This window comes from Arthrobacter sp. Y3221160, assembly GCF_059092585.1.
Window position 1 is genome coordinate 294,711 of record NZ_JBNHHU010000002.1, and the last position, 20,293, is coordinate 315,003.

The window sequence follows — 20,293 nt, forward strand, 5'->3', positions numbered from 1 at the left end:
CCAAAGCCCCCGGCGAATGCGCACGCGCGTCGCCGGGGGCTTTGAGGCCGTGTTGTTACTCGGCCGGGGTCTCGGCAGCCGGCTCGGCGGCTTCGCCTTCAGCGGCTTCAGGCTCGGCCACGGTCGGAGCGGAAACCGCGGCGATGACGGTGTCCTCGGGGATCAGCAGGCTGACGCCGGCAGGCAGCTGAATGTCGGTGGCGTGAACGTGCTCGCCAACCTCACGGCCCTCAACGTTGATGGTCAGCGCCTCCGGCAGAGCGGTCGCATCGGCCTCGACCAGAACGGTGAACTCTTCCAGATCCAAGATGGCGCCCGGGGCAACTTCGCCCTCGACATGGATGTTGACGTCGACGTGAACCTTCTCGCCCTTGCGCACGGTGAGCAGGTCAACGTGCTCGATGATCTGGGCGATCGGATCGCGCTGGATGTCCTTGGCCAGGGCCAGGTGCTCGTCCCCGTCAATGTCCAGGGTCAGCAGCGCGTTGGAGGTACGCAGCGCCAGCGTCGTGGCCTTCTGCGGAAGCAGCACGTGCAGCGGCTCTGCCCCGTGACCGTAAATAACGGCGGGGATCTGGGCGTTGCGGCGGGCCCGGCGCGCGGCGCCCTTGCCGAATTCGCTGCGGACTTCAGCTGCAAGCTTCTGGTCGGACATAACGTTCTCCTTGTGCTGGGTGGTTTTGAGGCGGGTGCCTAGAGACCGACCCGCCGCACCGATACCAGTGCAGAGAACGAAGCTGCTAGCCACCGTCGATAACGGAGAACCGGTTCCGGCTCTCCCTCGCCTAGGCAATGCCAGAAGTTTATCAGGGTCGAGGCGCTGGCCCGAATCCTGCACCCGCTTACTCCAGCGCGCTGCTGTCTTCAGCCAGGCTAGTGGCGGCATGGGTGATCGCGTCGGTCATAATGCCCAGCGCCTCCAGATCGACGTTGCCAATGTCATCGCCCGATTTGTGGTAGTTCGGGTCTCGTGGCTGCCCTGGTGCGCCACCGAAAAGGATGCTCTCCCGGGCGGTTTTTCTCTCGTCGCTGCCGGTGAAGAGGCCGCCCACAGCAATATCTTCCTCGATGAACGCCACTTGATCGGAATAGAAGTTCCATTCCGTTGGCACCCAGGGCTGGGCACGGGAGTCGAAGTAGTCGGTGAAGAACTGCATGATCTCCTCCGACCCGTCGGGCACCTCCCACTCGGAGTCGTCGTCGGATTTCTGTGGGTCGTAGACCGCGATGACGTAGTTGGGCGAGGCTACCATGTCGATGTTCAGATAGGCGGCGATGTGGTCGAGTTCGCCGCTGTCGTGCTCTGCCAGATCTTCGACATAATGCTTGGAGCCGAACGCCTCCGGAAACTCTTCCGCCCCCCACCACGCGAAGCGCACCTTATTATTTGGTTCACCCCGTTGGCTGAGTTCTTGCGCGGCCTCCAGCAGGGCCGCCGCACCGGAGGCGTTGTCATTGATCGCCGGACTGTTCCGCACCCCGTCGAGGTGGGCGCCCAGCATTATCACGTTGTCGTCACTGCCGCCGGCCGTCTCGGCAATGATGTTGAAAGACTCGTAGCTTTCGCCACGTGTTTCGAACGTAAAGTACTGGCGCGTGCTTTGATAACCCGCACTCTCGAGTTCCCGTTCTACGTACTGAGCCGCTGCCTCATATCCGTCGGTGCCAATAGCTCGATCGCCGTGATCATCGGCGAGTGCTTGAAACTCTTTTAGGTGCTCGTACGCTGTGGAAGCCTGCGCCTGCGGCCCGGGTCGCTCCGCCCGCACAGAAGCCAAGACAAGCGCGGCCAGGAGAGCAACCAGCCCGAGCGCCGCGACGAGGACAAGGGATCTCCGGCGCCTGGGCCAGTGGAGTTTCATGTCGTCCTCATGAGTGCAACATCACCACAGCATTCTAGCTGCCGGCTCCGGGGGCCGGGCAATGTCCGACGGCAGGTTTGGAGTCGGCAGAATGAGCGGGGATGAACGGGGCCCCAGAGTGAACCGGGGCCCGAAAAGCAATCGGCTACCTAATGGTCGGTGCAGCCCAAAGTATTCCCCCCGGGGGCCAGGAGGTCCCGAATCAGCGGGAAGCCGTTCCTGAAGCAGCCGTGGGGGACGATGATCCGTCGTCCACGATTTGCCGGAAGTTCTTGGCGCCCGCGGCGACCGGTCTCTCCAATGGGCCTTGTCCCATCCACCGTCTCCAGATCAGGGCGAAGGCGAGGGCGACCGTCAAATGCACGATGAACCACAGGAAGGGTGCCTCGTAGTGCAGCTCAGGGCTCAGCGCGAGCAGGTGTGCGGAGTAAAGGGTCAGGGTCATCGAGCCCATTGCGGCAAGCGGCGTCAGCAAGCGTGCGGCCGCCCCTTCGATCAGGAGGAACACACCGACCGCCAACAGACCGAGCCCCAGACTGCTGGCGATGGCCAGGGGCATGTTCGAGTGCGGCGTCGCGATCGCCAGCCACCACGCGGAGGTGTCCGGAATGATCCCGGGCCCGAAGATAAGGCCGTTGTCCAACTCTTCCCCCGTCATCCCGCTGGTGGCCACCAATTGCTCGAAGCCTCCCATGGCGTACAGCAGGATGGCGGAGGCCGCGTTGGACAAGATCGCCAGGCCTGCACCGATACCGGCGATATATCCCTGCACCCTGGGCCTTCGCAGGTCCAGCCGTCCGATGCCAAGGCCGGTCAGGATGTAACACATGTAGGCCAGCGCCGGATATGAGCCGGTCAGCAGTAAATCCGAGACCACGCCGGCGGGTTCGAAGAAGAAATGCCCGACGGCGGGGTTGAACGTCGACGATGTCGGGAGGAATGGATCCAGCTTCTGCAGGAGGATCGGCGAGACGATGCCGAAGACGGCCGCGCTGATGAACAAGGTTCTGGGCCGCAGATGCAAGAAAGGAATGGCGAGCAAGAAGAACACCGAATAGTAGATCAAGATGCCGTTGGCAGGAGGATCCTCCTGCTGCAAGAAGGGCGCGATCGCCAGGGCTATGGCTCCGATCAGGACGGCCCGAACGGCCAGTCCCAGTCGGTCCCCGGCCATCCTCGGCCCCGTGTGCGGTCTGTTCCCCCCGGAGGACAGGGCCAAACCCACTCCGGCAAGGAGGGCGAACAGCGCAGCGGAGTCACCGGCGAACAAGATCCACGCCAAAGTGGGCTCGCCGGTGTCCTGGTTCGCGTCCGGCAAGATGTGAATGGCGATCATCCCGATGAGGGCGAGGCCACGGGCCGCGTCGATGCCGACCAATCGGCTCCGCTTCTGCATCGATTTAGCGTCTGCGGGGCCGGGGTCGCGTCCCTGCCTGTCCGGAATACGGCTCATGTTCGTCCTCCTCTTTCGCTGTCTAAACGATCTCTCGTGCGGGGTTGCCGCCGTACCGCGCGCCCTCCGGCACTTGGCTACCCTTCATCAGGAGGGAATCGGCCTCCAGGACCGAGCCGTCGCCCATGACGACGTCGTAGAGCAGGTAGGACCCGACGCCCAAGGTGACTCCCCGGCCGAGGGCGATCGCGTCGAGTTTGAAGACGCCGTCCTCCATGGAGTGGCACTGGACGACGCTGGAGTTATTGAGAGTCGCGTCGTCACCGATGGTCACCAGCGTCTTCTCCGGGATGACGCAGCCGTCGTCAAAGACACGCTTACCCATCCGCACGCCCTGCAGGCGCCAGAACAGGGGCTTGAACGGGGTGCCGTCAAAGAAATACAGCGGATACGTGATGAACTTCCAGAACCGTTCGTGCCGCCAGAATCTGACGTCGTAGATGGAGCAAACGGTCGGGACCATGGCTTTGAATCCCTGGGCGGCACGCTCGAGCACGATGAAGAAGGCGATCATGAAGGCGCCGAAGCTGACGGTGCCCAGGTACAGCCCGAGTCCCGGAACGCCCGGGAAGAGTATGAGGGCGAGTGAAAAGGCCAGCATGCCGGCGAGGATGAGGACCCACCGGCTCGCCAGGTACAGCCCAAGGGAGACGGCATTGTGCCGGTTCTTGGCCGGCAGCCGGCGGATCATTTCTTCCCGCCGGTCCGTTTTGAGGTCGCGATTGACCGACCGGGGAATCTCGAACGCCGGTGATCCGAGCAGGCCGACGTTTTCCCGAACCTCGCCATGGATGGGAATCATGACTTTACTGCCGAAGAGAACGTTGTCGCCGACACGGGCGCGGGACGGATACGGAATGTCGTTGCCGAAGAAGTTCTTCGCCCCGATTTTCACCTCGGAGACGCTGAAGGACGTACCTGAGTAGTTGGCGTTACTGATTGACACGCCGTCGGAGATCATCGTTCCGGATCCGACGGTAGTCAGGTAAGGGTTGTCATGGTCGAGTTCCGTCCCGAAATTCGATCCTGTCTGCTCAACATTTGGCTGCTTGTAACCCAGCAGACGAAGGTAGTGCACAGCCAGGGAGCTGTCCCCGGTGATGTGCATGAACTGGAAGACGTTGGTCAGCCGGAAGATGAGCCGGTGGGCGGCGTAGCGCAGCCCGTACATCGGATAAACCTGCCCCGGTTTAATCAGGAGGTTGAGCAGCCGGGGAACCGTGAACATTGCGGCCAGACCGAGGAACATGCCACCAAACAGCACGACGAATGAAGCGAATACCAGATCCGCGTAGAAGCCCGGGTTCGTGTGGTCCATATGGCCGGTTTCCCCGTAGGCCGGCAGGAGCAGCGCAATGGCCAGTAGAAGCAACGGGCCGAACAGGACAGTGTTGTTGAGCAGGAGGAGCACGCTGAAGGTGACCCGCCGCCGCCGGCTGCACGGCAGCGGCTCGACGAACCGGTAGTTCACGTCGGTCGGCACCGCAGGGGACCCGTGCCAGCTTTCGCCGGCGGGTACGGATTGCAGCCGCTGCAAGGACGACGAGTGACCCAATTGAGCTCCGTCGCCCATCGTGGAGTTGATGTCCAGCACGCACCTCTCGCTCACCAGGACGTCCTGGCCAAGCGTGACCCGGCCGGTCTGGATCCACCCGTCGTGGGCCCGGTAGCACAGGTAAAACGCATCCCTGTTGATCACCGTCCCGCTGCCGATCGTCAAGAGGTCGGTGCATACCGGAGTGATGGGGGTGAGGATGGTGACGTTGGAGCCGATCTTGGCTCCCAGCAACCGCAGGTAGAAGGGAAGGATGGGGGTCCCGACGAAGAAGGCCAACGGGTTGAGTCTGACCAGCGCCCGGACAAACCAGAACTTGACGTAGGCCAGGGACCAGATGCGGATGTTCTGCTCTTCCCATCGTCCGAGGAGCAGCCATTTCAGCAGGATCGGCACGATGCTGAGGGCCAGAAAGAAGCTGAATCCGACGACGACCGATCGCCCCCAGGTCTCCAGGACGCCCTCCCCTGCAATGACCCAGGTGAAGCCGGCCGTGATCGCCGTGAGGAAGGTGTAGGAGTAGCCGATGGCGAGTGCGGCTTGCAGGGCACCGCAGAGCACGACGTCGAAAGTGCCGGCCCGCCCTCGTTTGGGCCTGGGGTGCGGTTCCTGTGCTGCCCAAGCGTGGGGGGCTGTCGGGGAAGTAAGAGCAGCGGCGAGCTCTCGGATCGTCGGATGCTCGTAGATGACCTGCAGATCAACCGGCGGCAGGTCGGTGTTCGTGCGCAGCGCGGCGGAGAATCGCGCAACTATCAGGGAGTTGGCCCCGAGATTCTCGAACATGTGAGCCTCGACGGAGACGCGCTCCAATCCCAACACGGCAGCAAGCTGCTCGGCGAGAGCCGCCTCGGCGTCCGTCGCCGGTTCGCAGTACTCGCCCTCGGCTGAAGCGCTCACCCGGTTGCTGGGTGTCGGCAGGTTTTTCCGGTCGGCCTTGTCGCTGGGCAGCATCGGCATGGTCTCAAGCTGCTCATAGAAGGCCGGGATCATGTAGCCCGGCAGCCGGTCGCGGAGCTCCTCCCTGATCTCCTCGGGCGCGAGTTCGGAGACCCCTTGGCGCAACGTATAGAACGCGGCAAGCTCTGTCATCCCCGGTGCCGACTCATGGGTCTCGACGACTGCCTGCGCGATCCCAGGGATTTGCAGAAGCACCGATTCAATTTCTGACAGCTCGATCCGGTACCCGCGGATTTTGACCTGGGTATCGATTCGGCCGTAGTACTCGATCAACCCGTCGTCGTTGATCCGCCCAAGGTCGCCGCTGCGGTAGATGCGTCCCGATGGGTTATTCGAAATGCCCATGAAGTCGGGGATAAAGACCGCATTAGTCTTCTCGGGATGATTCACATAACCCACCGCCAGCCCGATCCCGGCGATGCCGATCTCGCCTGTCTCTCCCCGTGGCAGGGCACGCGGCTCGTCGGGATCCAGGATCATGATCGTGTAGGTCGGCAGCGGCTGGCCGAGGGTGATCGGCTTGTCGGGATGCAGAACGTCCCACGTGGCGGTCACGGTCGCTTCGGTGGGCCCGTAGACATTGAGGAATCTCCGGCCGGGCCGGTACCAACGCTCGGCCAGATCGCGCGGGCACGCCTCACCCGAGACCAGCAGAAAACGCAGGTCAGGGAGTTCGTGCTCCAGTGTGGCCAACAGGGTGGGCACACAACACATCGCGGTAATACGGTTGTCGAGCAGAAACCGTTCCAGGTCAACCCCGAGCAGGCTCTTCGAACTCGGCTTGGGCACCAACGTCGCCCCGACCATCCACGGCACCCACATCTCCTCGACAGAAAAGTCGAAGGCGATCGTCAGTCCCTGATAGACGCGGTCGTTGCCCTGATATCCGTAGACCTCGGCGGCGACCCGGACGAAGTTGCAAATGCTGGAGTGTTCGATGGCCACCCCTTTGGGACGGCCCGTGGAGCCCGACGTGTAGATGACGTAGGCCAGGTTCTCGACAGGGGCGGGCTTCTCGCTGTCTGCGAGCCGGGAGCCGGACATGGCTGCAATGTCCGCGGCGGCCGTGTCCAAACTCAGGGCGCGCGGGCAGTCCTCCGGCAACAGACTGGCCAGGTGGCTCAAGGTCAGCACGCGGCTGGCCCCGGCGTCCTCCATGATGTAACCCATCCGGTCCGGCGGAAATCCCGCGTCCAGCGGCACATACGCCGCCCGGATCTTCAGCACCGCCAGTATTGAGACATAGGCCCACACGGCGTGGTCGAACAACAGCGCAATGCGATCGCCGGCCTGGGCTCCGTCATCGAGCAAATGCCGGGCCAGCTGATTGGCCCGCGCGTCGAGCTGATCGTAGGTCAACCTCGAGTCCGCGGAGTCGACCGCCAACTGGCCTGCCCGGCCTTCGCGGCGCAACAAGTCGCATCGGCTCTCGAAGAGCTCCTCCAGGCGCTCGCCCGGAGACCACCGCACCTCTTGGCGGTGCGGGGACTGCAGCAGCAGGTCTATCGCGGTCGTCATCGGCTCGTGAACTACGTCGGTTGCGGTTGCCGGACCGCCCGAGCGCACCTCGTACGGTGCTGCGCTGAGCTCCGTCTCGCTCAATTCGACTCTTCGCCCTGCGGGTTCTGCCTGCCCGCCGGCCCGATCGACAAACACCGGGCCTTCAGGATCGGCGCGAACAAAATCCCCAGTGCGGTAGGCCCGTGGCCAGCCGAGGGCGCCCAGGGGAGCATATTTCTCGACGTCTTCGCCTGGATCGAGGCAGCGGCCTAAGCCAACCCCGCCGATGACCAGTTCTCCTTCTTCGCCCCAGGCGACAGGCTGGTCGTTCCTGTCCACTACGGCCAGTTGCCAGCCGGGCAGCGGCCGGCCGATGCCCGCCGGAGTCGACTCATGGGCTGGAGCACAGGCGACGATGGCCTCGATGGGACGGTACGTGTGCCATACTTCCCTGCCGGGGGCGGCCAGCCGCGGCGCAAGATGCGGTGGGCATTCCTCGCCGAAGATCAGCAACCGGACGTCTTGCAGCGATTCCGCCTGCCATAGTGCAGCGAGGGCAGACGCCGTTGGGACCACGGTGATACCCCGTTGCACCAGCCACGGGCCCAGGTTTTCGCCTGAGCGGATGACCTCGGGAGGTGCCGGCACCAAGCAGGCGCCGTGCCGCCACGCCAGCCACATTTCGTGGCACAGGCCGGACCTGCCGAAGAGACCGGTCAGCACACGATCGCGGGGCCCGAGCGGGTCCTCGGCGCAGAAGACCGACGCTTCAGCGTCCACAAAGGCGGCCGCCGACCGGTGCGACACTGCGATTGACTTGTATTGGCCGGTCGAGCCTGAGCTGACGATGATCCATGCATCGTCGTCGGCGGTGGGCGGGCGAGCCTCTCCGTGGGCGGGCGCTCCGATGACGGGACGGACCCGAAGCCCGGGTCCGACTACCGCGCATACTTCGGCCGCTTCCCATACCAAAGCGGCTCGGTCACCGAGCTCGTCAGGATCGACAGGGACGCATGCCGCTCCGCGAACGAGTGCGGCCAGCACTGCGATGTAGAGGTCGACCGTACCAAGGGCCATCAGGATGCCGACCCGGTCTCCGGCACCGATCCCGCGTTCGCGCAGGTTCAGGGCCAGGGACTCGATCCGCTCCAGCAGCGCCAGGTAATTCAATGAGGTGGTGCCGTCATCCAACGCCAGCGCGTCCGGGTACTCGTCCACGGAGCGAAAGAGGATGTCCAGCAACGTGCGAGGAATCGGTGCAGGCCCCCCTGAGTACACGCCGGAGGCGGGAGGGATTGTGCTGCCGGTGCGTTCGCTGGCTCCTGACGGGGCGGGGTCCGTTGGCGCCGCCAGCGCGACTAATTCTTTGGACGCCGCTTTATGAGCGCCGGCCGGCGTCCGCGCGTGGGACTGCCTGACCAGCATGGTGGTGTCCTCTGATCCAAGGTACGAGTTCTCGGCTGGCGCCATTGGTACCTCCCGTTTCTGCACTGCATTTGGGTGTATGGGTCACTGGGGTCAGTCCCTGCTCGCGTGGCGCAGAAAGCTGATGTCCTTGTGCCGGCTCGGCACATTGCCTAAGCTGCTCCTTCCTCCCCAGTCAGACGTCATGCGGAAGATCCCGGCCGGGTAGCGGCGAGCGCCTGAACCTCGAACTGCGGAAGCGTGTCCGGCGAACGGTCGCCCGCCGCTTCCTTGTCCTGCGGCGTGAGACCAAAGGCGTCCTGCAGAGCGCGGACAGCATCGGCAAGCTCATCGGCCCGTGCCACGGCCGCGATGCACAGCTCGGAAATCGAGATCATCTCCGGACTGATCCCGGCGTCCGAAAGTGCTCTGAAGAAAGTGCTGAGGGTAGTGGGCGAAGAGCGCATCCCGAGTCCGGTGAGCAAGACCTTGCCCACTTCTCCCTTGTGGTACAGGGCTTCAAATCCGATGCGGCTCCGGGCCGCGTCCAGGGCCGCTATGGCTGCCGACGCCTCCGTAGATGGGAGGGTGAAGGTGATGTCGGCGATTCCGGTCCCCGCGTCCCGCGAATTCTGGGCGATCATTTCGATGTTCAGCCCCGATGCGGCGAGCTCCTGAAGGAGTCGCGCGGCAGTCCTCGAGCAGGCCGGGATTCCGGCGATGGTCACTTGTGCAGCGGAGTTGACGCTTGCCACGCCCGAAACCAGAGTCTGTTCGCCTGCGTGCGCATCCGAACGGGGTTGATCGAGACTGGGCAGGATCATGGTGCCCCGCTTTTGCACGAACGAAGAACGGACATGGATCGGAATACCGAAGCGGCGAGCGTATTCAATGCATCGGAGGTGGAGAACTTTTGCCCCCGCGGCTGCGAACTCGAGCATTTCCTCGCTGGCGAGTACATCGATCTTGCGCGCGTTGGGAACGATTCGCGGATCTGCCGTATAAATACCGTCGACATCCGTATAGATCTCGCAGACGCCTGCGCCGAGTGCTGCGGCGAGTGCGACGGCGGTCAAGTCCGAACCACCCCTCCCCAGAGTGGTGACCGTCTTCCCTTTACGGCTTTTGCCCTGAAACCCTGCCACGACGGCGACCTGACCGTTCTTCAAGCAGGCACGGACTTGGCGCGGATCGACATCGATAATGTGAGCTTTGCCGTGGCAGTCGTCGGTGATGAGGCCCGCCTCGCTGCCTGTGAAGGTCCGGACATCGACGCCTAAATCGGCCAAGGCGATCGCCAGCAAGGCCGCCGAAACGAGTTCGCCGGTCGTCAGCAGGGTGTCGAGTTCGCGGGCAGGGGGATGCGGCGAAACACTGGCCGCGAGATCCAACAACTCGTCGGTGGTGTCGCCCATGGCGGAGACCACTGCAACGACTTGATATCCAGACGCCTGTGTCTCAGCCACTCGGTGAGCGGCGCGTCGAATGCCGTCGGCATTCGCCACCGACGAGCCACCGAACTTCTGCACGATGATATTCGTTGAGCGTCCAGCCGTGCCCGCCGCCTCCGCTCGTTCGCCCCACGGCAGCGGCTCGCCGAGCCTCGAGGCGCTGCGCGGCAGCTCGAATGAGTCCTGTGCCATGCGGACAGCAGCTTCATCCATGGCCTCATCTATGCGCTTGTAGTTTTTCACCCTGACCCCCAAACTTGCTGGGCTGCCGCTGCACCTCGGGTGCGGTCGCTGCCCCGCAAACACTCCGGATTGCCCTGCTGCGCCTGTCCAGAGCTAACCGCCTATTTGCCAATGTGTGCTCGGCTCGGCGTGCTCACTGCGCGCAGCAGCGCCGAACTGGACGCCCGCGGCCTGGGGACGTCCCCACCGCGGCTGCCCGGCGTTCCGTCAAGCCATTCACCGGCAACCGATCGGACTGCCTCTGCAAGCAGGTCAAGCCCGCGGGTCATGTTTTCCGCGCTGATAGTCAATGCAGGCATGGCTTTGAGCACTTCTCCCTCCGGCCCGGAGGTTTCTACAAGCAAGCCACGGGCGAAGGATTCGGCGGCAACTTTTCGTGCCATTGTCCGGTCCGGGAAATACACGCCTGCCAAGAGCCCTCGACCGCGGACAAGGGCGCCTTCAATGCCGACCGCCATCGTTGCCAGAGCTGCATGCAACTGTGCGGACCGTGCCGCGATGTCTCGTTCGAATCCCCGACCGTTCCAGAAGTGTTCCAGGGCCGCGGTCCCGGTCACGAAGGCCGGGTTATGGCCGCGGAAGGTACCGTTGTGCTCTCCCGGCTTCCAGATGTCCAGTTCGGGTTTTAACAACATGACGGCAAGCGGCAGTCCGAAACCGGACAGTGATTTCGACAGGCAGACAATATCGGGTTGGATACCTGCTTCCTCAAAGCTGAAGAACGTGCCCGTACGTCCACACCCGGCCTGGACATCATCGACGATCAGAAGCATGCCGTGCTGGTGACAGATATCGGAGAGTCGCCGCAGCCAACTTCCACTGGCCGCTCTGAGCCCTCCCTCGCCCTGAACCGTCTCCACTATGACCGCGGCGGGTTTGTCCAGTCCGGACCCGCTGTCCTCCAACGCATGCTGCAGCCACAGGAAATCTTCCGCCGGCTGATCGAAGTAGCCGTCATAAGGGAAGCTAGAGGCGTTATTGAGCGGAACTCCTGCGCCTTGGCGTTTTAGTGAATTGCCCGTTACCGCCAGTGCGCCAAGGGTCATCCCGTGAAACGCATTGGTGAAGCTCAGCACTTGGTGCCGGCCGGTAACCTTGCGCGCCAGCTTCAGCGCCGCTTCGACGCTGTTCGTCCCGGTGGGGCCGGTGAACATGACCTTATAGTCGAGACCGCGAGGGATCAGGATTAGTTCCAGGAACGTCTCCAGGAATCGTCGCTTCGCCGTCGTCTTCATATCGAGTGAATGGATGACCGACCCGGAGCGCAAGTAAGTAATCAGCGGCTCCAGCAGAAGCGGGTTGTTGTGCCCGTAATTGAGTGCTCCTGCGCCCGAAAAGAAATCCAGATACTCCCTGCCGTCCTCGCTATGCAGCGTGTCCCCGGCGGCGTAGTCGAAAACGGTATCCCAGGTCCGGCAGTAACTGCGGACCTCCGACTCCAGAGATGTAAAAATATCCATCATTAACCTGCCTTAGCTGTCGCTGGCTGCCGCCCCGGGCACGTCTCCTCCGGGCGGGGGGAGCGTGTGAGTCCCGGGCTGCAGGCCTGGACAGCTCCGGTGACCCGTTCTGCTGCGCCGGACCGTGCGGGACCGCCGCATGTGTGAACATGCGTGTGGCAGGCCCTCGAGACCTTGTCGAGTTCTGCGATCATGACGATTCCCCAATCTGTTCAACCGGGTCCCCAATCCGTTCCACCAGACGGATTCTGCGATCGACCAGCGCGCGCAGTGCTCCTACGGGGATGCGCGATGCTGCCCGTGTCCCAGGCGAGGCCCGTGCCCCAAATTCGGTTGCCGGGATGGATGTCACAGCCCGCCGACGCATGCCCGCGGACTGTCCCGGAACCGATAGTCGTCGAGAGCCTCACGCCCCCTTGGTTTCTACCGAAGCTTTCGACAGTTTCAGCCTAGGAAGCGGCTACGATGTATGCCCAAGTAGCCGACACTCGACTTGGACCGACAATTCGGCTGTTTCCTGCCGCGGCATGACCGATGGCCTACTTGCTGCTTCGCGGGCGGTACTTGGATCTGCGCGTCAGATACTTGCTGTTGGCCCTCACTGATCCAGTACTTCGGCGTACCGGATCAGCTGCTGGCGGTTCTCGACCCCGAGTTTTCGGTATATCCGGTACAGGTGTCCCTCGGCGGTCCGGGGAGAGAGCGTCAAGGACTCCGCGATCTGCTTGTTGCTGGCGCCCCGGCGCACCAAGTGGACAATTTGTTGCTCCCGCGCGGTCAGTGCCGGTGCACTCCCCCGGGCACGTTCGGTTGCAGGAGTCGTGACACCGTCGAGTCGGCGCAGGGTTACCCGCAATTGGTGCAGTGCACCGTTGTGCTGGCGTTGAAGCCCCTGCCGCTGGTAGATGTCCGATGCCCAGGACGTTGCCGTGGCCGCGAGCAAATCTTTGCCCGCACGCGTTGCCATCTCGGCTGCTGCCATCAAACCCCCCGGATCCGATGAGGCCCTGCTGGACGCGACAGCCGCCAAAGCCTGGGTTTCGGGCCCATCCAACGGGGCGCACAGTTCCGCGAGACGTGCCGCCCCGCTACCGTCCCCGAGCAGGAGCTGATGCTCCAAGATCTCTTTCTCTGCGCTGACCCATCCCGCCGCACGGGCCGTTGCCGCGAAGGCTTCAAGTTCGTCCAGCAGAAGAACCGGATTCGCGCGTGCTGTTCCCGGCGGGCCCGCGCGGCTTGATGCAGCTGCTGCAGCGTAGGCAGAGGCTACAAGCAGGCGCGGGCGGCTCCCGGTGCCCGCTTCTTTCTGCAGGCCAACCCGGAAGTCTTTGGCTTGCCCGCCGTTGCCCAACAGAGCCGCTCCGGCTGCTGCGGCTCCGAGCACGGATGGAAGCAGCATCCCTTGATCCTCGTGGCGCAGCGGGCCGATACCTTCCGCCAACGACTGGACCGCGGGCTTCATCCAGCCCCTTCGAAAGAGAAGCAGTCCTCGCAGAGCGGATTCGTTACCTGAAAACCAACGGTGCCGGCACGGCGCGGTCCTGCTGTATTCATCCAGGGCGCGTTCTACCTCCTGGTAGCGGCCGGCGATCAACAAGGACTCCACGTTCCGGGAGAAGACAAAGGGATAGAAGGACCGTAGCGACGGAGTTGCCGCGACCAGCTTCAGGGCCTCTGTCCCGGCTTCCGCCGCCTGCCTGAAACGGCCGGTTTCCGCCAGGCAAAGCGCCTTGACGGTACCGGCAAGCAGTCGGGTAACTCCAGCATCCTCAGATCCAGGGGCGGGGGCGTTCTCCAGCCGATCGAGGGCCGTTCCGAAGTTTCCTTCCAACATGTCGGCATAAGCCTGCAGCAACCAAGCACCGGTTGCTGCATCCAGGCACGCCGCTGCGACCGGAGCGTCGCCCGGGGCCGTCGAGGGTTGCGCCGCCGCTGCTTCCATCCAACCGGAGGAAATCTTTTCAAGCTGAACCCGGTACCCGGCTTCCGGCTCCACCAGGGACGCCCGGAGCAGCGCGGCGGCCGCGATTGTCCGATGGTCCACGTTCTCATGGATCAGGTCCAGCGCCGTTTTGGCCTCCGAGCTGTCGCCCAGCCCCCAATGGGCGCGCGCTCGTTCCACCAGAGCGGCAGGCTGGCCGTTTGTGCCGGCATCTGCAAGCCTTAGAGCCAGCTGATGGTCACACTCGTCATTGGCGGCACACGCGGCAGGCAGTAATTCTTCGGGTGACGGCGGCCGGCCGGCGTCAACCTGCCAGCGCACCAGTTCCACCCTGGCTCTTTCCGGGGCAGGTTCCAGGCGGTTCATGACGTCCAGGTATTGGTTGAGAAGTTCCGCGCTGCGTCCTGCGGGCACCATGGATCGGATAACGTCCGCGTACGGCGGGAACCGAAGCCGCACGGCGAGGTTTCCGGTGCGCATGTCCGCCAACAGCCCCATCTCCTCCAAGGATCGGACCGCCATACTGTCGAAGAGGGCACCGGCCGCTGCAGCCGACACCGAGCCGGCCAGTGCGGCGATGTCCACCACACGCCGCTGAGGTGCCTCCAGCCCATTGACCAGTCCCTTGAACAGATCAAGTGCGCCCGGATCCAGGCCAGTGGGTTCCTGGATCATCCGCCACACTCCGTGGTGCTGCACCACATTGCCCGCTGCAGCAGCGTGGGCGGCCAAGGCCTTCAGGAGGTACGGATTCCCCAAAGACTTGTGCTGCAGCATCTGCACCGTCCCGCCGGCTACGGCCCCTCCAAACATCTGTTCAAGGGTGTTGCGGACTTCCCCCGTCGTGAGCGGGCGCACTTCGAAGGCTTCCAGGATCCCGTCCTGGCACAATTCCAGGAGCTCCCGCGGCTGCGCGCTCCAGCTTCTACAGAGCGCAAGGATCTTGAGTGAGCGCGCCATGACCAGTTGCGCCAGCAGATGGCTGCTCGCGTCGTCCAGATCATGGACATCGTCGACCATCAGCAACAGGGGACGGGCCTCGCCCGCGGGGCCCTTGGCAAGGGAGGTGCGCACCGTCCGCAGGACCGCCAGCGGAGATTCCAACTCCGCGGGGGTCACTCCCCTCAGATAAGGAAAGAGCGCACCGTAGGGCACGTGCGCCAGGGTTGGTTCGGCTCGTACCCGCTGCACCCGCACCGTGTCCCCAAGGTTCCGGACAACCCCATCCGCGACGGTGGACTTCCCTATGCCGGCGTCCCCGTAAAGCACCGCTCCGCCGGTTGCCTGGCCGGCGAGGCAAGCGGTCACCGCATCGACGAGGTCCCGGCGCCCGCCCCCGGAGCCGGAAACGTTCATGCGGTTGGGCCAGGGGAGTCCGGAGCCAGCATCTCGGCCAACTCTTGACGGCTGCGAATGAGCAGTTTGGAAAACACCTGGTACAAGTGGCCTTCGACCGTTCTGGTCGAGACACCAAGTTCCCGGGCGACAGCGTGATTGCTGCGGCCCTCGGCAACAGACCTGGCAACAGCCTGTTCACGCGCAGTGAGGCGCCCGCGCCAGGCGGCCTCGTAGCCTGATTCCGTCCCGGCCTCAAGGAGTGTACGAACCTTGCGCCTGACCCTGCGGAGTACATCGGCCCGTCCCGATCTGTCTGCGGCCGCCTCGGCCTGGCCGGCTACGTCGCGGGCAAAGGTCAGTTGACCGGCTCTAGCCGCTTGCTCGGCCGCTTGGAGAAGCAGGCTGGCATTTCCGGAAGCGAGGCCCTTCGCGTACGTTTCGCAGACATCGGCGAAAGGTCCTTGGCACCGGGTGGCAAGTTCCAGCAGTCGGCCATCCTCGTCCACCCCGCACAGACGCGCCATGGCCGCCAGCGCCATCATCTCCATTGCGCCGACCGCCGCCGACCGGTCCGCAGCCGCCTGCTGCCGCAGCAGTCGCAGCGCACCATCGACGTCGCCGCTGGCCGCCCGTGCCATGGCGCGAAAGTGCCGTTCCAGGCGGTTGATGAGCCAGGGACTTGCCCCGCCGCGGGGGGGTTCTGTTCCTGCCTCTCCGCCGGCTTCATTGAGCATGGCCCGGCAGTAAGCCAAGGCCGCTTCGGCCAATGGTGCCAATCCGTCGGGATCCGCTTCCGACGACTGGGCGCGGGCAGAGCGCAGCAGGCCCGCTGCACGGTGCAGATCACCGGTTAAGGCCAGCACGATGCCGTCAACGAGTTCCTCCCACGTACCGCCGGGATCACCACGGCGGCCGCACTGGCGGAGACGCCCGGCGCCGTCCAACCAGGAGCCGGACAGCAAGTAGGCTGCGGCCCGGTGCTGTTGGATCTCCCGGCGGCGTTCTTCAGGCACCGTTGCAAGGTCGGGCCACGGCTCGTCGGCAACCGCCAGCGCATCATCACTGCGCCCGGTGACTGCCAAGGACTCGCAGAGCAGGGCCCGGCTGAGCAGCCTCTGCCACGTCGGGACAAAGGGATCCTCTGCACAGCGCCGAAGCAGGTCTAGCGAGCCAGCGTACTCACCCTGAAAGACCATGGACCGGGCCGTGTTTAGCGGCGGCACCAAGCCGTTCCGGACCGGTTCCGGGCGGCTGCGGAGGGTCGTCCGGGGCACGGCCGGTGGCCGGGACCGATAGTGGCCGTCGGGCGAGGTTGCGCGGAGGGCCTCTGCCATGAGCCGGTCAGCGATTTTGACCACTGGGGCCGGATGGTAGCCGATACCAACTATCCCGCGATACTGAAGCTGGTCCAAGGCACCACCGCGCCCGGTCGCCTGCAGATCGGACAGGGGAAGACCGCCGGACTCCGCGAGTTGGCGGGCGAGCTCCAGAACGTCGTCGTCCAAACCGCTCAGGGTCGCGCACACAGTGCTCACCGTGGGCGGCCCCAGCCGGACCGGTTTGCCGGTGTGGACCCATACGCCGTTCCGTTCCCGGAGAGTACCTGAGGATACGTAGTCCCTGACCAGCAACGGAACCAACCTTGGATTCCCGCCGGAATGTGCCTGCAGCACCCGCGCCGCTTCGCGTGAAAGCCGTCCGTCCAGCCCGGTCGCAGCCAGCTCGCCAACTTCCGACTGGTTCAGGGGAGGCAGGTCGATCCGCCGCATTCGCGGGTCGTGGCCCAGGCTCAGGAAGGCCGGTGGAACCGCCGAAAAATCCCGGGCGAGAATAATGCTTCGTACATCTCCCCTCGTGACCAGTTGGCCGAGCAGTGTCGCGGAGTCGCCGTCGATATGCTCCGCGTTGTCGATCAGCAGGACGACGTCTCTGCCGCCGGCTGCCTGGCTCAGTTGTTGTGACAATCCGTCCAGAACCAACATCGGGTGCGCCAGCTGCGAGTCATCCAACTCGGCCAGCAAGTATGTCAGCGCCCCGTAGGAGCGGCTGCGCGCGTACGCGGTTCCGCGCAGTTGGACGACCAGGACGCGTTCCCCAAGATGGTTAACCACATGCCGTGCCAGCAGGGTCTTCCCGTATCCAGAGGGCGCGACGACGACCGCGCCCGCGGATCCCCTGTCCGTCAGCGCTTTAAGAACCGCTCCTGCGACCTCCACCCGGCCGATCAGAACCGTGTCCGGGCCGGGCACAAGCGCATGACTGAATAAACTCTCAGCCTTCATGGCGAGACCGTCTTTCTTCCCCTGCCCCCAACGCCCGACCCCCATCGGACGTGAAATTAACCATAGCCAGCGAGTCCGGCCTTGTACACGAGTAGCAGGCGGGTGGGCCGGGAACGGCTGCGGCAGATGATCCACGCCGGCCAAGGTACAGTCCCGGTCTGAGACGGGAAGCCTCCGGAGACGGAAAAGGAGCCGGCGAGGGGGCGGCCACATCGTCAGGCCGTCACCCGTCGCCGGCTCCGCTCAGGAACCGCTAGAGACTGGTTGAAACTGTGTCAGGCCCCGCTGTCAGGCCTTGCCGTCGAAGAGGCTCGTGACCGAGCCGTCTTCGAAGACTTCGCGGACCGCGCGGGCGACCAGCGGAGCAATCGACAGGACGGTCAATTCCTTGAAGTTTTTCTCCGGCGGGATCGGCAGCGTGTTGGTGACCACCACTTCCCGGGCACCGCTCTCGGAAAGCCGGCGGGCGGCCGGATCCGAGAACACGGCGTGCGTTGCTGCGATGATGACGTCCTTGGCGCCGGCGTTCTTCAGGACCTGAACGGCGCCGGAGATCGTTCCGCCGGTGTCGATCATGTCGTCGATCAGCACGCAGGTGCGGCCCTCAACCAAGCCGACGACCTGCTTCGACACGGCCTGGTTCGGCGCGTTCACGTCGCGGGACTTGTGTACGAAGGCCAGCGGAGCCCCGCCCAGCCGCTCGGCCCACTGTTCGGCAACGCGGACGCGGCCGGTATCCGGGGACACCACGGTCACGTTGTCCAGGTCGACCCGTGTGCGGACGTACTCGGCCAGGAGCGGGATGGCCATGAGGTGGTCGACCGGACCGTCGAAGAAGCCCTGGATCTGCGCCGTGTGCAGGTCGACGGACATCAGCCGGTCCGCGCCGGCCGTCTTGTACATGTCGGCCACCAGGCGGGCCGAGATCGGTTCCCGGCCGCGGTGCTTCTTGTCCTGCCGGGCATACGGGTAGAACGGAGCGACCACGGTGATGCGCTTGGCGGAGGCCCGCTTGAGCGTGTCCACCATGATCAGGTGCTCCATCAGCCATTCGTTGATGGGAGCCGGGTGCGCCTGGATCACGAAGGCGTCGGTGCCGCGCACGCTTTCCTCGAACCGGACGTAGATCTCGCCGTTTGCGAAGTCGTAGGCGGACGTCGGCAGGAGGTCGATCTCCAACTCTTTGGCGATCTCCCGCGCCAGCTCGGGATGGGCGCGTCCGGAGGCCAGCACCAGCCTCTTTTCGCCCTGTGCCTTGATTCCGCTCATGAAGGATCACTTTCTGCAGTTGGGGATTGCGTGGAGGAAGTTCGGGTGGCAGCTTCTGCAGATGAGCTGCCGGGGCGGTTCTTCTGCACCCAGCCGTCAAGGTTCCGCTGCGGCGCGACGCTGACCGCGAGCGCTCCGGGCGGCACATCCTTGCGGATCACCGCGCCTGCGCCGGAGTAGGCACCGTCGCCCACGTGCACGGGAGCCACAAAGACGGTGTTCGAGCCGGTGCGCACGTTCGAGCCGATGACTGTACGGTGCTTCTTTTCGCCGTCGTAATTGGCGGTGATATTGCCACAGCCAATGTTGGCATACTCACCGATCTCCGCATCCCCGGCATAGCCCAGATGGGACAGCTTGGCGCCCTTGCCGATGGTCACGTTCTTGGTTTCGTAAAACGCGCCGATCTTCCCCTTCTCGCCCAGCACCGTGCCGGGGCGAAGGTAGGTGAACGGGCCGACGGTGGCGCCGGGCCCGATCTCGGAATCGGTGCCGTGCGTCCTGATGACCGAGGCGCCCTCGCCCACGGTTACGTTCGTCAGGGTCGTCTCCGGCCCCACCACGGCATCGGAGGCGACATGCGTGGCGCCGTGCAGCTGGGTGCCGGGCAGCAGCGTCACGTCGGTGCCGAACGTCACCGTCGAGTCGATCCACGTGGATGACGGATCCACGATGCTGACGCCGGCCCGCATGGCAGCGTCCAAGACCCGCCGGTTGTGCTCCGCCCCCAGGGCAGCCAACTGGACCCGGTCGTTGGCCCCCTCCACCTGCCAGCGGTCGGTGGTGACGACGGCGGCCACCCGGCCGCCGTCGGCCCGGGCCAGCGACAGCACGTCGGTCAGGTACTTCTCGCCCTGGGCGTTGTCCGTGGTGATCCTGGACAGGGCGGCGCGAAGGACTCCGGCATCGAAGGCATAGATTCCGGAGTTGACCTCACGGATCGCGCGCTGCTCGTCCGTGGCGTCCTTGTGCTCGACGATGCCTTGGACACTGCCGTCCTCGGCGCGGATGATCCGCCCGTATCCGCCGGCGTCATCGAGGACTGCGGTCAGTACGGTAACGGCATTCCCGCTGGAGGCGTGCTCGGCCACGAGTTCCTTCAGCAGCGCCGTGGTCAGCAGCGGAACGTCGCCGTAGGTGACCACCACGGGGCCGTCCGGCTGGGCGGGAAGGGCATCCAGTGCCACCTCCACTGCGCGCCCGGTACCGGGGATCTCGTCCTGGTCGACGATCAGTACGTCCGGATCCAGCGAAGAGATATGCTCCGCCACCCGGTCACGCTCATGGCGTACGACGGCGGCGAGCACCGTGGGTGCCAGGCCGCGTGCCGCGGCGAGCGCGTGGCCCACCATGGAGACGCCGCCGATCTCATGCAGGATCTTGGGCTTTTTGGACTTCATCCGGGTGCCCGCCCCCGCGGCCAGGACGATGACCGCTGCCGGTGTTGAAGCGTTTTTGACGTTTTGTTCAGGGACGTCCTGGGGGCTCACTAAGTGGCACTCCTCGCTGCGCTGATTCCGGTGTGGCCGGTGCATTTGGGTTAACGGCATCCTACCTGCCGCAGCACCTCCGGTTTA

Annotated in this window: 10 protein-coding genes; all 10 read right to left on the bottom strand. The window is 64.5% G+C overall.

What is annotated here, in order from left to right:
* Positions 1–55: 55 nt before the first annotated feature.
* Entirely contained in the window at positions 56–655 is a 600-nt protein-coding gene (locus AC5RWG_RS14330) for a 50S ribosomal protein L25/general stress protein Ctc (RefSeq protein ID WP_494001406.1), read from the bottom strand.
* 187 nt (positions 656–842) lie between these two features.
* Positions 843–1,862: a M28 family peptidase gene (locus tag AC5RWG_RS14335; protein ID WP_494023683.1), complete on the bottom strand. Its 1,020-nt coding sequence runs from the start codon at positions 1,860–1,862 to the stop codon at positions 843–845.
* A 202-nt stretch (positions 1,863–2,064) separates the two neighbouring features.
* Positions 2,065–3,315, bottom strand: a complete 1,251-nt coding sequence (locus tag AC5RWG_RS14340; RefSeq protein WP_494001408.1) for a heparan-alpha-glucosaminide N-acetyltransferase domain-containing protein — start codon at positions 3,313–3,315, stop codon at positions 2,065–2,067.
* A gap of 22 nt (positions 3,316–3,337) precedes the next feature.
* Entirely contained in the window at positions 3,338–8,545 is a 5,208-nt protein-coding gene (locus tag AC5RWG_RS14345; protein ID WP_494167216.1) for a Pls/PosA family non-ribosomal peptide synthetase, read from the bottom strand.
* A 389-nt stretch (positions 8,546–8,934) separates the two neighbouring features.
* Positions 8,935–10,374: an aspartate kinase gene (locus AC5RWG_RS14350; protein ID WP_494073687.1), complete on the bottom strand. Its 1,440-nt coding sequence runs from the start codon at positions 10,372–10,374 to the stop codon at positions 8,935–8,937.
* 152 nt (positions 10,375–10,526) lie between these two features.
* Positions 10,527–11,885, bottom strand: coding sequence for a diaminobutyrate--2-oxoglutarate transaminase (ectB, locus tag AC5RWG_RS14355; RefSeq protein ID WP_494167408.1), 1,359 nt, complete (start codon positions 11,883–11,885; stop codon positions 10,527–10,529).
* 598 nt (positions 11,886–12,483) lie between these two features.
* The gene (locus AC5RWG_RS14360) at positions 12,484–15,183 is read right to left on the bottom strand and encodes a helix-turn-helix transcriptional regulator (RefSeq protein WP_494167217.1); all 2,700 of its coding nucleotides are present in this window, start codon (positions 15,181–15,183) and stop codon (positions 12,484–12,486) included.
* Positions 15,180–17,582 carry a helix-turn-helix transcriptional regulator gene (locus tag AC5RWG_RS14365; protein ID WP_494167409.1) on the bottom strand — a complete coding sequence of 801 codons (2,403 nt, stop codon included), beginning with the start codon at positions 17,580–17,582 and terminating at the stop codon, positions 15,180–15,182. Before AC5RWG_RS14365 ends, AC5RWG_RS14360 begins: the two co-directional genes overlap by 4 nt.
* A gap of 153 nt (positions 17,583–17,735) precedes the next feature.
* Positions 17,736–18,716, bottom strand: coding sequence for a ribose-phosphate diphosphokinase (locus AC5RWG_RS14370; RefSeq protein WP_494001412.1), 981 nt, complete (start codon positions 18,714–18,716; stop codon positions 17,736–17,738).
* Entirely contained in the window at positions 18,713–20,251 is a 1,539-nt protein-coding gene (gene glmU / locus AC5RWG_RS14375) for a bifunctional UDP-N-acetylglucosamine diphosphorylase/glucosamine-1-phosphate N-acetyltransferase GlmU (RefSeq protein ID WP_494167218.1), read from the bottom strand. Before glmU ends, AC5RWG_RS14370 begins: the two co-directional genes overlap by 4 nt.
* Positions 20,252–20,293 lie beyond the last annotated feature (42 nt).